Annotated in this window: 14 protein-coding genes; 4 read left to right on the top strand and 10 right to left on the bottom strand. The window is 47.1% G+C overall.

Annotated elements, in window-relative coordinates:
- Positions 1-26 precede the first annotated feature (26 nt).
- From argB to rpmH, 6 genes are all read right to left on the bottom strand, one after another.
- The gene (gene argB, locus WH95_RS05435; protein WP_046504031.1) at positions 27-935 is read right to left on the bottom strand and encodes an acetylglutamate kinase; all 909 of its coding nucleotides are present in this window, start codon (positions 933-935) and stop codon (positions 27-29) included.
- Between the two features lie 115 nt (positions 936-1,050).
- Positions 1,051-1,731 carry a ribosome biogenesis GTP-binding protein YihA/YsxC gene (gene yihA / locus WH95_RS05430; protein ID WP_046504028.1) on the bottom strand — a complete coding sequence of 227 codons (681 nt, stop codon included), beginning with the start codon at positions 1,729-1,731 and terminating at the stop codon, positions 1,051-1,053.
- 160 nt (positions 1,732-1,891) lie between these two features.
- The gene (yidC, locus tag WH95_RS05425; RefSeq protein ID WP_342667117.1) at positions 1,892-3,694 is read right to left on the bottom strand and encodes a membrane protein insertase YidC; all 1,803 of its coding nucleotides are present in this window, start codon (positions 3,692-3,694) and stop codon (positions 1,892-1,894) included.
- Entirely contained in the window at positions 3,691-3,960 is a 270-nt protein-coding gene (gene yidD / locus WH95_RS20895; protein ID WP_245622941.1) for a membrane protein insertion efficiency factor YidD, read from the bottom strand. The genes yidC and yidD overlap by 4 nt, the downstream gene beginning before the upstream one ends.
- Before the next feature lie 26 nt (positions 3,961-3,986).
- Positions 3,987-4,394, bottom strand: coding sequence for a ribonuclease P protein component (rnpA, locus tag WH95_RS05420; RefSeq protein WP_046504022.1), 408 nt, complete (start codon positions 4,392-4,394; stop codon positions 3,987-3,989).
- Positions 4,395-4,401: 7 nt separating this feature from the next.
- Positions 4,402-4,536, bottom strand: a complete 135-nt coding sequence (gene rpmH / locus WH95_RS20890; RefSeq protein ID WP_082113995.1) for a 50S ribosomal protein L34 — start codon at positions 4,534-4,536, stop codon at positions 4,402-4,404.
- Between the two features lie 350 nt (positions 4,537-4,886).
- On the opposite strand from rpmH, the gene WH95_RS05415 reads away from it, so the two are divergent.
- The 3 genes from WH95_RS05415 to WH95_RS05405 all read left to right on the top strand — a co-directional run bounded on the left by WH95_RS05415 (position 4,887) and on the right by WH95_RS05405 (position 8,641).
- Positions 4,887-5,642: a TVP38/TMEM64 family protein gene (locus WH95_RS05415; protein ID WP_052741821.1), complete on the top strand. Its 756-nt coding sequence runs from the start codon at positions 4,887-4,889 to the stop codon at positions 5,640-5,642.
- Positions 5,643-5,756: 114 nt separating this feature from the next.
- Positions 5,757-7,184 carry a dihydrolipoyl dehydrogenase family protein gene (locus WH95_RS05410; RefSeq protein WP_046504020.1) on the top strand — a complete coding sequence of 476 codons (1,428 nt, stop codon included), beginning with the start codon at positions 5,757-5,759 and terminating at the stop codon, positions 7,182-7,184.
- 32 nt (positions 7,185-7,216) lie between these two features.
- Complete coding sequence (locus tag WH95_RS05405; protein WP_046504018.1) at positions 7,217-8,641, top strand: sensor histidine kinase; 1,425 nt, start codon at positions 7,217-7,219, stop codon at positions 8,639-8,641.
- Between the two features lie 189 nt (positions 8,642-8,830).
- Here the strand turns inward: WH95_RS05405 and WH95_RS05400 are convergent, their stop codons facing one another.
- Positions 8,831-10,036: a class I SAM-dependent rRNA methyltransferase gene (locus tag WH95_RS05400; protein WP_046504013.1), complete on the bottom strand. Its 1,206-nt coding sequence runs from the start codon at positions 10,034-10,036 to the stop codon at positions 8,831-8,833.
- A 261-nt stretch (positions 10,037-10,297) separates the two neighbouring features.
- On the opposite strand from WH95_RS05400, the gene panC reads away from it, so the two are divergent.
- Positions 10,298-11,155: a pantoate--beta-alanine ligase gene (gene panC / locus WH95_RS05395; protein WP_046504600.1), complete on the top strand. Its 858-nt coding sequence runs from the start codon at positions 10,298-10,300 to the stop codon at positions 11,153-11,155.
- 24 nt (positions 11,156-11,179) lie between these two features.
- On the opposite strand, the gene gpt is transcribed toward panC, so the two are convergent.
- The 3 genes from gpt to WH95_RS05380 form a co-directional block, all read right to left on the bottom strand.
- Positions 11,180-11,659, bottom strand: a complete 480-nt coding sequence (gene gpt, locus WH95_RS05390; RefSeq protein WP_046504011.1) for a xanthine phosphoribosyltransferase — start codon at positions 11,657-11,659, stop codon at positions 11,180-11,182.
- Between the two features lie 107 nt (positions 11,660-11,766).
- Complete coding sequence (locus WH95_RS05385; RefSeq protein WP_157845897.1) at positions 11,767-12,522, bottom strand: TSUP family transporter; 756 nt, start codon at positions 12,520-12,522, stop codon at positions 11,767-11,769.
- A 271-nt stretch (positions 12,523-12,793) separates the two neighbouring features.
- The gene (locus WH95_RS05380; RefSeq protein ID WP_046504005.1) at positions 12,794-13,957 is read right to left on the bottom strand and encodes a hypothetical protein; all 1,164 of its coding nucleotides are present in this window, start codon (positions 13,955-13,957) and stop codon (positions 12,794-12,796) included.
- Between the last annotated feature and the right edge of the window lie 156 nt (positions 13,958-14,113).

Here is a 14,113-nt window from a genome sequence, read left to right as displayed (position 1 = left end):
ATCATGATTATAAGGCTTGTTAATTCCTAAGCTTTTTTGATCATGGTCCCGATTCCACAATCTGTAAAAATTTCGAGAAGCATGGAATGCGCAACGCGTCCGTCCAGTATAACAGCGGCGTCAACACCACCGCGAACACTCTCTAGACAGGTCTCAAGTTTTGGAATCATCCCGCCACTGATAGTTCCATCCTGGGTTAGCTCTTCAGCCTTAGCCATTGTGAGCTCTGAAATAAGTGTTCCTTGCTTGTCTAAAACACCAGCAACATCGGTCATTAGTAACAGGCGGGATGCACCCACTGCTGCGGCAATGGCACCAGCTGCTGTATCGGCGTTGATGTTATAGGTTTCACCATCTGGTCCATACCCGATAGGGGCGATTACTGGAATCATACCAGACCGGTCCAGTTCAAGAAGGAAGTCAGGATTGATTTCATCGGGTTCACCAACAAACCCGAGATCAAGAACCTTTTCAATATTTGAATCCTGATCTTTTACTGTACGTTGCAATTTTCTGGCTTTGATAAGGCTACCATCTTTGCCAGAAACCCCAACTGCAGTTCCGCCGGCTTTATTTATCGCCGCAGTTATGCTTTTGTTGATTTTTCCAGATAGAACCATTTCAACAATTTCGACGGTTTCTGCATCTGTTACCCGCAAGCCGTCGACAAATTCACTGTTTACTGCAAGCCTTTTGAGCATTTCGCCTATTTGTGGGCCACCACCATGGACCACAATGGGGCTTATACCCACTTGCTTTAACAGAACAATGTCGTGAGCAAATTTGTCTGCGAGGTCTGCATCCCCCATCGCGTGCCCACCATATTTGATGACCACTTTCTTACCGGAATAGCGTCGCATAAATGGCAAGGCCTCTGAAATTGTTTGGGCTGTTCTCAGCCACTTTCTGGGGTCCTTGGCATGTTTGCTTGTCATCTTGGCGACCTTTAAATTCGTTAGGTTGTTTTATGGAATAAGGTACTGGTCAGGGGTAATTGGTATTGTGCTAACTGCTTATAGCGAAATATTTCACCAGTGAAAACATACACCTTTATCCGCTTTGTTCTGTTAAGGCAGCAATGCTTGCTCTTAATTCTGATATACCCAGTGATTTTGCCGATGATGTTTTCATAATCTGTGGGTGCGCCGCAGGGCGTTTTGCCAATTCAGCGGCGAGCTTCTTTTCAACCTCTGCAAGCGGAGTAGGTTTGATTTTATCGGTTTTGGTCATAACGACCTGATAGGAAACGGCACAGGTGTCCAGCTCGTCCATAATCTGACGGTCACTGTCTTTTGCGCCGTGGCGCGAATCAATCAAAAGCAAAATGCGTTTCAACTCTGCACGCCCGCGCAGATAGTTGCGTGTCAGGTTTGTCCAATAGGCGATATCCGATTTTGATGCTTGTGCATAACCGTATCCCGGTAAATCAACCAGCATCAGCTTTTGACCGAGATCAAAGAAGTTCAATTGACGGGTTCGGCCGGGTGTGTTCGAGGTCCTAGCCAGTGTTTTGCGCCCGGTCAGTGCGTTTACCAGGCTTGATTTGCCGACATTGGAGCGGCCAGCAAAGGCGATTTCTGGCAGGCCATAGCTGCCAATGTGCTCGTCTTTGGTCGCGCCGAGAATAAAGTCACAGGGTTTGGTGAAAAGCAATCGACCTGCTTCCAGCATAGAGGGATCGTCTTCGGGACGATCAAATCGTTTACTGGAATCTTGAATGTCATCTGTCATTTTCTTCTCCTCTGACCCCCAGGTTTTAATCCGGGACCGCCTTATTATATTTGAGAGCGAGGTGATGAATAGTCTTTGTTCCGGTTTTCGGCAAGGAATAACGCAAAAGGCCCTGATGCGAAGTCAGGGCCTTTTAATTTTAGTCTCGTAAAAACGAGAATTAACTTTTGGTTTCTGCAGGGGTACGCCCCAGAGGAACACCAGCTTTTTTCATGATTACAGCCTGTTGTATAATGGAAAGCAGGTTGTTCCATGTCCAGTAAATCACCAGCCCAGCCGGGAAAGTCCCAAGAAGGAAAGTAAAGAACAATGGCATGAACAGGAATACCTTCGCCTGTACAGGATCTGTTGGCTGTGGGTTCAGCTGTTGTTGCAAGAACATGGAAATACCCATCAGAACAGGCCAGATACCAATATTCAAGAAGGCGATCAGTGTGTCTGCTTCGGGAATACCCCATGGGAACAGGCCAAATCCATTGATTAGGGAGGTTGGATCTGGAACAGACAGATCGTGAATCCAGCCATAGAATGGAGCCTGACGCATTTCCAAAGTCACAAAGAGAACTTTGTAGAGCGAGAAGAAGATCGGAATCTGGATCAGGATCGGCAGACAGCCGGCCATCGGGTTGACCTTCTCTTGCTTGTAGAGGGTCATCATTTCCTGATTGAGCTTCTGACGATCATCGCCGAACTTTTCGCGCAGCGTTACCAGCTTGGGCTGAAGTTTACGCATCTTGGCCATGGAAACATAAGACTTGTTTGCCAATGGGAAGAGAAAAAGTTTTATGATTACGGTCACAGCCATGATGGAAAGACCAACGTTACCAACAATGCCTGTCATCCAGTGTAGGGCATAGAAGAAAGGCTTGGTAATGTAGTAGAACCAGCCAAAATCTACCGCAAGATCAAGATCCTGAATGCCGAGGCTATCAGTGTATTGGTCAATTAAAGGAACTTCCTTCGCACCAGCAAACATATTACTGCTGAATTCAAGCGTCCCACCCGCAGGAACTGATTCCACGTTATAGAAATAATCAGTCTGATAACGATCGGGGCCGTTTTTACCGCTATAGATAAAACGTGTGCTGACTTCTTTGCTCTGATCCGGGATCAGGGCTGTTAACCAATACTTGTCGGTAATGCCGAGCCATCCACCAGTGCTTGGAAGGGCAACGTTACCGTCTTCTTTCAGATCAGAATAGTCAACTTCGGTAAGGCTGCCACCCAGCACACCGATTGGACCTTCGTGAAGGATATAGTAGCCAAGAGTTTCTGGTGTGTTGGTCCGAGAAACAAGACTATAGGGGGCAAGATCAACACGGTCGTTCGATGTATTTACGACGCGCTGTTTGATGCTGATCATATAGCCATCATCAATGGATAATTCGCGTTCGAATGTCAGGCCAGACCCATTGTTCCATGTCAGTGTGACTGGATTTTCCGGTGTCAGGTTGGTGTCTGTTGTACTCCAGATCGTTTTATTGTCTGGAACAGCAAGCTTTCTGTCCGAAGAGATCCATCCAAAATCCGCATAATAAGGATTCTTTGTCTGGGCAGGCGAGAGAAGAATGACATTCGGGCTGCCTTCTTCAATACTTGTTTGGTAGTTTTTAAGAACCAGATCATCAATTCTGCCACCTGTCAGGGAAATACTACCTTCAACAGTTGGGGTGTCGATTGTTATCCGTTTTGCATCGGCCAGAGCTTCTTCTCTGGGGCGACCTTCGATGAGTTTCAGAAGGTTATCTGTCCCGCCGGGTACTTCTGGAATAGAACTATCAGAAGCAAGGTTTGCTTGTGATTGTTGCTGCTGTTGCGCAGCTTGTCTGGCTGCGATCTGTTCCGGGCTTGGTGGAAAGAAGTATTCTTGCGCAAAGGTCCAGCCAAAAAGAATGACAGCGGACAAGACGACAGCAAGAAGAATATTACGTTGATCTTCGTTTTGCATCAGTGATCGGCTCAACGGTTGTTCGTGACATGACAATCAGAGCAATGATTGCCGTCAGATGGTTCTGGTACAGGGTCGTATCCGTAACCACCCCAGGGGTGGCATCGAGAAAGACGTTTCAGGGCTAACCAACCACCCCGTAATGCGCCGTGCGTGACAATTGCCTCGCTTGCATATTCAGAGCATGTGGGATGGTAACGGCAGCTTGCGGGAGTATAGGGAGAGATTCCGTATTGGTACAGCTTTACGAACCCTAAAAGGAGTGCACGTAATATTTTCAATACTGTGTCCTCTCGTTAATCGGGTATCAGCTCTGTGGCCTTTTAGGACCTGATGCTTTCTTCCGATCTGTTTTGACCCTTTGTAAGGCTATCTTTAGATCGTTTTTAAGATCATCATATGGACGAAATAATGTTGTTTTCCGCCCGATCAGAACATAATCGTGTTCAGCTTTCCCATATTCGGAAAGTATTTCTGTTGCAGCGGCACGTAAACGGCGTTTCACCCTATTTCTGATCACAGCGTTACCAACTTTTTTAGTAACGGTGAAACCAATGCGAATAGCGCCAGACCTACAAAGCTCTTCTGAGTTAGAAGAGCTTTCAGGTTGACGCCGCATGGCTTGAAGAATCAAGCCGGGTGTGACCCATTTATTATGCGTCGCTGCCACCCGAAGAAATTCGGATCGCCTTTTGAGCTTTCCGACTTCGAGCATCGTAGTCTTAAGCGGATAGACGCTTACGACCTCTTGAGCGACGGTTAGCTAGGACGCGGCGACCGCCGACGGTAGCTTTACGGGCGCGAAAGCCATGGCGGCGTTTACGAACCAATACGCTCGGCTGAAAAGTGCGCTTCACTTTAATTCTCCGTTATCCGGAAGGTTATCGAAAATAGTGGTCGGTGTATAAGCGGGCACTGAGCATCTGTCAACGCCTGTCAGCCAGATTCAATGGATTCCCTGTAAAAACAGAAATATTTTCCTGAATTATGCTGGGGGATCACTATGAAAAAAGCTGATTCCAAACCACCGTTGGGCAGGTTCTATCAAGGTTTTAACGTAATTCACAGCACTTTTTTGCCTCCATAAAGATAAAAGTAGGGAGTTTCGTTATAAACTGAGCACTTAGCCCCTCTCGTTTGATCACATCCCTGTGTGAATGGCTTGATAGGCTTGTATTTTTAGCTATTACGTCAAAGATGTATTCCTATGATAGATACTGATACCAGCATGACCGAAACAAACGATGATAATAAACAGCGCACCCCTTTGCTCAAACGGATGCTGCCACTTCTTATATTGGTTGCAGGATTAATTGCCGTTTATGCATTGGGATGGCACCACTATCTCAGCTTTGATGCATTGAAAGAGAACAGGGAGACACTAAACGGATTCGTTCAAGAGCGTACTTTTGTTGCCATCATTTCCTTTGTTGCCCTCTATGCCATAGCGATTGCATTTTCGATTCCCGGTGGTTCGTTTCTAACTATTGCGGGCGGATTCCTTTTTGGAACATGGTTTGGCGGCATCTATGCTGTTGTTGCCGCGACCATTGGCTCGACCGTGGTGTTCTTGGCGGCGAAGACAGCATTTCGGGATATCTTGCGGGAAAAGGCCCAAGGGTATCTGAAAAAGATGGAACAGGGTTTTCATGAAAACGAGCTGAGCTATCTTTTGATTCTCCGCTTGGTTCCTTTGTTCCCGTTCTGGTTGGTTAATCTGGTTCCTGCTTTTGTGGGTGTTTCTCTTCGCAACTATGTCATTGCAACATTTATTGGCATTATCCCCGGAACTTTTGTCTATGCTTCTGTCGGGAATGGTTTAGATGCCCTGTTCCGAAGTGGTGGCACACCTGATTTGGGTATTATTCTGAAGCCAGAGATACTTCTACCTATACTGGGTCTTGCACTTCTGTCCTTCATTCCTGTCCTCTATAAAAAATTTGGTAAGAAAAATCAGACTTGATCACGGTCTGTATCCCCGAGGTGCCGAATAGGGGTACTGGTAGGATCCTCGGTTGATTCGTCGGTTTGAATGGTTTGGGCACTCGTAAAGAACATTTGATTGAAGGGCTTTTCCATGGGGAATAACACGATTAAAACAGATATCTGCGTTATTGGTGGTGGATCAGCTGGCTTATCTATTGCCGCTGGTGCCGTTCAAATGGGTGCAGACACCGTACTTGTCGAGGCGGGTAAAATGGGGGGGGATTGCCTGAACTATGGCTGTGTTCCCTCTAAAGCACTACTGACAGCGGGAAAAGTTGCGCGGACTTGGAAAAAGTCCTCTCAATTTGGGGTGACTTACACTAAGCCAGAAGTCGATTTTCACAAAGTCCATGATCATGTGAAGGCTGTGATTGCAGATATAGAACCGCATGATTCTGTCGAACGCTTTGAGTCTTTGGGAGTTACGGTCATTCAGGCCCCGGGGGCGTTTGTAGATGGCAAGACATTAAAGGCTGGTGATGTCACCATTCAAGCACGGCGCTTTGTCATTGCAACAGGGTCGCGTGCGATGATTCCGCCTATCGAAGGGATTGGTGATGTGCCATTCCTAACTAACGAATCTGTTTTTGATCTGACGGATCTACCCAAGAAAATCATCATTGTTGGTGGTGGTCCGATCGGATGTGAACTGGGGCAGGCTTTTCGCAATTTGGGCAGCGAAGTCTCTATTGTTGAGATGGCTACCATAATGCCCAAGGATGATCCTGAACTGGTTTCTGTTATTCGTAATCGGCTAGAGGACGATGGTATTTCTTTTTTGGAGCAGACCAAAGTTCTTGCAGCCAGAAAAAGTTCAGAGGGTGTCAGCCTTCGTGTTGAGGTTAATGGCAAAGAGCGGGAGATTGCCGGTACACATCTTTTGTTGGCTGCAGGGCGGGTTCCAAATCTTGAAAAGTTGAACCTCGAAGCTGCCGGAATCCGGTATGAGCGACAGGGAATTAATGTCGACAAAGGTCTGCGAACGTCTAATAGAAAGGTTTATGCAGCGGGAGACGTGACAGGCGGTTATCAATTTACGCATATGGCCGCTTATGATGCGGGGATTATTATTCGAAATGCTTTGTTTCGTTTGCCTGCGAAAGTTTCTTACAATGCGGTCCCTTGGGTAACCTATACAGATCCAGAGTTGGCGCATGTTGGTTTATCCGAAGCTGATGCAAAAAAACAAAAGATCGAACATAAAATACTGAACTGGTCCTTTGCAGATAATGATCGGGCACGTGCTGAACGGCGAACAGAGGGCAAAATAAAAGTTATTACGACTCTAAAGGGCAAGATTTTGGGTGCGTCTATTGTCGGGTTGCAGGCTGGGGAGCTGATATTGCCTTGGGGGTTAGCCTTGTCCAAGGGGCTGAAAATTGGCGATATGGCAAATGTGATCGCGCCTTATCCAACCCTTTCCGAAGTAAGCAAACGTGTGGCTGGTAGTTACTATACAGAATCACTCTTTAGCGATCGTGTGAAGAAGGTTGTTCGTTTTCTAGTAAAGTTTGGATAAGCTTCACTTAAATCTATAAAAAGATAGTGATTATGGCCGGAAAAATACAACTGCCCCCCTTCATTACGAGCCTTTCAGCAAAGTTATTGGTTCTGACAGCTATCTTTGTGTTGCTTGCAGAGATCCTTATCTTTGCCCCCTCTATAGCCCGGTTCCGCTATGTTTATCTTCAAGAGCATTTGGCTGATGCCCATCTTGCGATACTGGCATTGGATGCAACGGATGACATGATGGTCAGCGAAGATCTGGAAAAAGAACTTCTGAGCCACGTAAATGCCTTGGCCGTTGCTTTACAGAGGCCTGGGCAAGGGCGACTCAAGTTGATGAGCAGCGCAGAAGTGGAAATTGATGCGACCTATGATTTGAGGGAAGAGAGCTTCTTTGGTTTGATCAAGGATGCGTTTGTTGCCTTGGGGCAGACACGTCATCGCGTTCTGCGAATCGTAGGGCACTCCCCTAAAAACAAAGATGTCCTTGTCGAAGTTGTCATGAGTGAAACACCCATGCGCTGGGACATGTATGAATATTCCTGGCGTATTCTGGCGCTTTCGTTGGGTATTGCTCTGATGACTGCGGCATTGGTTTTTATTAGTTTGCATTGGTTAATGGTTCAGCCTTTGAGGCGGATCACACGAAGTATGATCCGTTTTAGGGATTCGCCGGAAGATGCGACACGCATAATTGCGCCGTCTTCGCGTAGCGATGAAGTGGGGGTGGCCGAATCTGAACTGGCCTCGATGCAGGTGTCTTTACAGTCTTCTTTGGGGCAGAAAACCCGCTTGGCGGCAATCGGTACCGCCGCAGCAAAAATAAATCATGATTTAAGAAACGGGTTGGCAACGGCCCGCCTGATTTCAGATCGTTTGAATCGTAGTGAAGACCCCGAGGTTCGAGAGGTTGCGCCTGTTCTGTTGGCGGCAATTGACCGAGCTGTGCATATTTGTGGTCAAATGCTCAATTTCTCGAAAGAGGGAGCTCCACAGCTTGATATTATGGATTTTGATCTGCACGAGTTGGCGGGGGAGGTCGCTGATACGATTCAAGTTGCAGAATCTGTCGATATCACGGTGCAAAACCATATACCTCCGGGGACAAATGTCTCTGGTGATTGGGAACAGCTTTACAGGGTTTTTGAAAACTTGGCTCGCAATGCTGAACAAGCTGGGGCGAAAACGGCCGAAATTCGATTGCAAGAAGAATTGGACTGTTTAATCGTTTCCATTGCAGATGATGGCCCCGGAATTCCGCCAGAAATCAGGTCTAACCTCTTTAAACCATTCAAGGGGTCAACCCGTAAAAATGGATCGGGCCTTGGACTAGCCATCACCCGTGATTTAATGCGGGCCCACGGGGGTGATATCTGGCTTGATGTGTCGGAATTGGGCGGCGCATGCTTTTGTTTGGAACTTCCGATCAAGTCCAATGTAACAAGCGACAAGTCACAGGTGTTTGGTTAAGTTTTTCGTTTTAGAACTCAGTTTTCATAAGGAACTTGTTGTCGCCAATCTGAGAGACAGCCTATCAATTCGCACAGGTTTCTACGTACTCGTGGGGAAAGCATAGAAACCTGCGGTGATTGTTGTTGGGATTGTCCTCAAGATCGTTCCAGAAATTATTAGGAAGATTATCCCCTGTTACCAGAGGCGTTAGTCCAATGTATAGAGTTGTAGCTTGAGGTATTCTGATTCAGGTAAAAAGGGATGTACGGGGTGATCTGGACCAGCACCCCGGGTGAAAAGCAGGCGTGATCTTCTGTTTGCGTCCAAAAGCCCTTTGCGTGTCTGGTCGGCAAAGTTATCGATATCCATGTGATGGGAACACGAGGCAACAACCAGATAGCCACCTGGTTTCACAAGCTTTGCGGCAAGTCTGGCAAGCTTGCGATAACCTTTTGATCCCTGTTGGATATCTTTTTTGCTTTTAACGAAAGCAGGTGGATCAACAATAACAAGATCAAAACTCACGCCATCATTTGCAAGTTTGGCAAGATGATTAAAGACTTCTGCCTTTATGAAAGTACACTTGTCGGCAACACCGTTTTCTGTGGCTGCTTTGGCGGCAAGATCCAGTGCGGCTTGGCTGCGATCCACTGTTGTGACTGACCTGGCCCCTGCCAGCGCGGATTGAACTGTGAAGCCCCCGGCAAAGGAATAACAGTCGAGCACATCTGCGTCTTTGGCAAAGCGGGCAGCAAGTTTTCTGTTGTCGCGTTGATCAAAGAACCATCCGGTTTTTTGACCTTCCTGCAACTCGGCAAAGAATGTGGCATCGTGCTCTATGACTTTGATAGGGCCATTAAGCTCACCCTTGACGACCTTGTCATAGCACTCCAGCCCTTCGAGCAAACGCGACGGCGTATCATTGCGAAGTACAACCGTCTTGGGGTCGAGCACATTATTCAGGGCAGTAAGTAGTGCGGGGAGAAGGTTTTCTATACCTGCCGTATTAACCTGCAAAACAAGAGTATCGCCATAACGATCAATGATGGTTCCGGGGATTCCGTCTGCTTCGGCGTGAATCAGGCGATAGTATGGAACGTTAAACAGAGTTTCACGAAGCGAGAGTGCTTTTTGCAGGATCTCTGTAAAAAAGACTTCATCCACAATTGTTTTGGCGCTTGTGCTGAGCAAGCGGGCTGAAATCAACGGTTGGCGATTATAGATGGCAGTGCCCAGTGGCTGTCCGTCATTGGCTTCAATTCTGACAATTGTGCCCGCGGGAATTTGTTTTGTTTCGGCACTGACCTCAATCTCGTTGGAAAACACCCAGGGATAGCCATTCAATAACCTCTTCTGAGCCTTTGGTCTCAGGCGGATAGTGGGGCGTTGTTTGAGATCGAGAGCCGCGCTCATAATAGTACTTTCGTTAAGGTGTAAATTTGACGGCAGTCTAGTGAAATCTACTGTGACTACAAGTCAGGGCTTATAGATTAGTATAATGAAGTGAAAGGAGAAAGGGGCGAGACAGGGAGGAATTGTTGCGGTGCAATATCGGCTTTGTTAGGATTTGTGGCAAAGCTGTTTGTGTCGCGATGGACGTTTCATTATAAGATCGCGCAAATACTTTCGTTATCAAGATAAAATTCCGTTTATCGGGGTTTAATGGGAAAAATAATGCGTATTGTTAAATCCAAACGGGATCTTCGCGCTCTGGTTTCCAGCTGGAAAGCTGATAAGGAGGAAATTGGTGTTGTGATGACCATGGGGGCGCTGCACGAGGGGCACCTCTCGCTGGTTGATGCGGCCAAGGCGGATAATGATCGCGTTATTGCTACGATTTTTATAAATCCCAAACAGTTCGATAACAAAACTGATCTGGATACCTATCCTGTGGATACGGATGCAGATTTGAGAAAGCTGGAAGATGCTGGCGTAGACCTTGTCTACTTGCCTCAAGTTGATGAAATCTATCCCAAGGGTTACAGCACGACAGTAGCCGTCAGTGCTATGCAGGATTGCCTTTGCGGCGCAACACGCCCTGGACATATGGATGGGGTGACAACTGTTGTTTCAAAGTTGCTTATCCAGACAGCACCGGATCGGGCCTATTTCGGGCAAAAGGATTTTCAGCAGTTTCTATTGATCCAGCGTGTCGCAGGTGACCTGGATTTGGAGGTTGATGTTATCGGGGTTCCGACAGTACGCGAAGATGATAATCTTGCGTTGTCTTCCCGAAATCGCAGATTGTCGGAAGAACAACGTGATATTGCGCCCACTTTGTACAAGGTCGAGAACACCATCGCGTATCTGATTCGTCAGGGCGAAGCCGTTGATCACGTCCTGGAATGGGGGCGAAAGGTTATTCTGGATAGTGGATTTGAGCGAATCGATTATCTTGAGATCAGATCAGAAGAGGATCTTGAGCTTCTGGGGGATTTTACTGATCGGGATGATCTTTTGAACGGTCGGGTTTTTGTTGCTGCATGGCTTGGCAATACCCGGCTGATTGATAACTATCCAATCAGCCGGTAGAGCCGAATAGGTTACGACACAGATTTAGTCGTATTTACCCTGAACCAATGGTGGAACAGTTTGTAGAGCTAGATCCCATGGGAAATAGATCCAAGTGTCCTGACTCACCTCTGTGATAAAGCTATCAACAATATCACGACCAGCAGGTTTTGCGTAGAGCGTGGCAAAGTGCGCATCTGGCATCATTTCGCGCACGGCGCGGGCTGTTTTGCCTGTGTCCACCAAGTCGTCAACAATCAGCCAGCCTTTACTTTCTTTTGGTGCGTCTTTCAGGACCTTAAGTTCACCCTGTTTGTTGTCACTGGAATAACTGACGATGCAAACGGTGTCGATAAGACGGATATCAAGTTCGCGCGCAATAATAGCAGCAGGAACCAAACCGCCACGTGTGACTGCAAGGATGCCTTCGAAAGGGCCTTCGTTCATCAGGCGCCATGACAAGGCCTTGGCATCACGGTGAAGTTGTTCCCAGGATACCGGGAAAGTTTTTGGTTGTTCGGACACGGTTTTCGACTCCAATTTGAAATGATGCCGGAATAAAGCAGAACTGACGAAAAATCTCAACCTTTAGAAGGGTAAACCTCGTTTGTCTTGACTGCAACGCTATGAAATCAGTGTAACAGAGGGCCCGCTACAGATGAAAGAGAGCTTATAGCAAGAATGGAAAAGGCGATTGTTCGTAGCTTTTCCGGTGAGAATGCGTGCCCAAGTTTAACACCGAGGTGTGAACCCAAAGCAATTAAGGGCGAAAAGGCGAGCCCGTAGAGCATTGGGGCAAAAACACTGTCGCCAAGGACGAGATAGAGGACAACTGCATTTATTGGTGCTGATGCCAGAAAGCTGGCAAAAAGAAAGCTCCTTATTTGTCCATTCGTCCATTTATGGGCCATGACCCACAAAACAATCGGGGGGCCACCTACAGCGATGAGACCAGCAGTGTAGCCACTGGCGCCAAAAGCAAGAAAGGTCCAGATGGGGTGGAGGTTTTCTCTGGGAATAGGCCTGACCACTAGCTGAAGGCCAACGATACCAAGAATGATAATGCCGACCAGTTGTTCAATCTGATCTTTGTCTATGGCAGTTGTAATGTACCCCAGAGAGATAATACCCAACGGCAGCGTGACGTATCTGATTACAGAGCCTTTTATCAAAGGTCTGTATTGGATGTGGTCGCGTAGCTTGTAAACACCAACCAGTAATTGGGCGAGGCCAGCAGTTAAAAGCAGTGGCACAACTATTGTCAGTTCAATACCCAGCAGGGTTAAAAACGTCAGGGCGATAAGCCCAAAGGCAAACCCTACAGCCCCTTGAATCAAACTGGATATAAACAATATGAAGGCGACAAGGGGTAATAGATCTTGAGGCAAGGTCGAATCCAAGCTGCGAAATTATGAAGAAAACAGGGGTGTATTGTGACGCATGCTCTGAATTATTTTATGAAAAGCGTCAATAGTTATTAAATGAAACAGGTGATTGGAAAATTTAGTGTTACCGGGGGTAATTCTATAGGTACCTTTTTTATCTATACCTGCCCATAGATACTTTATTTGATCTAAGAGCGTTGAGTGGTTTTAGAGTTTGGGCATAAAAAAAGCGGCATCATTTTTGATACCGCTTTTTTGTCATTATCAGATTTTGTTACCGAAGGTAAACGTGAACCTCTGGAACCTGAGCGCCTGGGTTGCTTGTTGATGAAAGCGAAACATGGGAAGCTGGTAATCCAAGCTTCGTGAGTGAGCGCATTACATCTTCACCGTATTTGCGTGACTTACTGGTTTCCAAAGCAACTTGTGCAGAATTACCACGTGCAGGAGCAACGGTAACCAAATCGAAAGCAGAGCTAGGGCGACGATCCAGTGCGCGGCTTACAGCAGTAAAAAGAGCTTGCTCGTAATTCACGTTAGGCTGATCAAAGCGAATGATTGCCAGCGGTGGTTGACGCCCAACAAGACCCGCAGGACCGCCAGGCGGTGGAGGAACAGGAACGCCAAAAGTTCTGCTGCCGAGATTGCCACCGATGAATTCGCCGTTATCAACCGCGACCTGAAGTGCTGTCAGATTTGTACGCTCTGCAGAGAAGTAGTTCTGTGTACGTGCAATATCTTCGGTAAGCTCGTTCATAAGGCGATCAAGAATAACGACGGTTTGATTGGCTTCGTCTTCCAAAACAGCAAGCTGCCTGTGATCTTCATCCAAAGCACCGCGCAGTTCGTATGTGGATTTCGCTGAATCCAGAACAAATGCAGCAAGTGCGGATGTTGACCCGGCCTCATTGGAGAGGCTGTTCAAATTGGTAATACTTGCGCCAACGGCTTCCAGTTCCTGTTGGGCTTTATTCCAACCGTCCACCATCTGTGGATTGCCTGGTGTGGTGCCAACCTGGAGACGTGTATTCATGGCGGCAATAATGGAATGGTATGTTCCGGCACTGCTGCGTGCGTTGTTACGCTGTGTCTGCAAGTTGTTGTTGTGATGTATCAATCGAGCCTGAAGTCTCGAAAGATCACCGCGTAGCTCTTCAACCTTTTTACCAACATGCGTTCCTGTTGGTTGACCCGGTGTTACCCCCGGAGATTCAAAAATGGTTGAGCCGAGCAATGGCAGGCCAGAGATGTTATTCGTAACAACGGTATCTGGAACGACAGGAGCCTCTGCAGCATTCGTCGTCGCTTCTTCCGCTGTTTCTTCCCCGACAATAGAAGGCCACAAGGCTTCTTCGGTAAAAGAACAACCATTTAATAACATCACCGCAGCCAAAGCTGTAACGGTATTACGCAAAACAGAGGATTTAATGGATCCCATTGACAAGTCCGCACTGTTGATTGTGATCAGCCAAATATATCTTCTCTCAAATCTAGTATTATTACTATAATTGATACGGGAAAAACGCCCGAAAAGATACACGAGTTGACCAACCCCCCAAAATACTTAGGCCAGATACTACTTGAAGGGAGTCGC

Origin of the sequence: Kiloniella litopenaei (assembly GCF_000982415.1) — a bacterium.
GTDB lineage: Bacteria > Pseudomonadota > Alphaproteobacteria > Kiloniellales > Kiloniellaceae > Kiloniella > Kiloniella litopenaei.
This window is presented reverse-complemented; position numbering and strand designations above follow the sequence as displayed.

Coding starts and splice junctions, on each gene's coding strand:
- argB (WP_046504031.1), bottom strand. CDS start 935: ATGACAAGCAAACATGCCAAGGACCCCAGAAAGTGGCTGAGAACAGCC.
- yihA (WP_046504028.1), bottom strand. CDS start 1,731: ATGACAGATGACATTCAAGATTCCAGTAAACGATTTGATCGTCCCGAA.
- rnpA (WP_046504022.1), bottom strand. CDS start 4,394: ATGCTCGAAGTCGGAAAGCTCAAAAGGCGATCCGAATTTCTTCGGGTG.
- WH95_RS05415 (WP_052741821.1), top strand. CDS start 4,887: ATGATAGATACTGATACCAGCATGACCGAAACAAACGATGATAATAAA.
- WH95_RS05410 (WP_046504020.1), top strand. CDS start 5,757: ATGGGGAATAACACGATTAAAACAGATATCTGCGTTATTGGTGGTGGA.
- WH95_RS05405 (WP_046504018.1), top strand. CDS start 7,217: ATGGCCGGAAAAATACAACTGCCCCCCTTCATTACGAGCCTTTCAGCA.
- WH95_RS05400 (WP_046504013.1), bottom strand. CDS start 10,036: ATGAGCGCGGCTCTCGATCTCAAACAACGCCCCACTATCCGCCTGAGA.
- panC (WP_046504600.1), top strand. CDS start 10,298: ATGCGTATTGTTAAATCCAAACGGGATCTTCGCGCTCTGGTTTCCAGC.
- WH95_RS05380 (WP_046504005.1), bottom strand. CDS start 13,957: ATGGGATCCATTAAATCCTCTGTTTTGCGTAATACCGTTACAGCTTTG.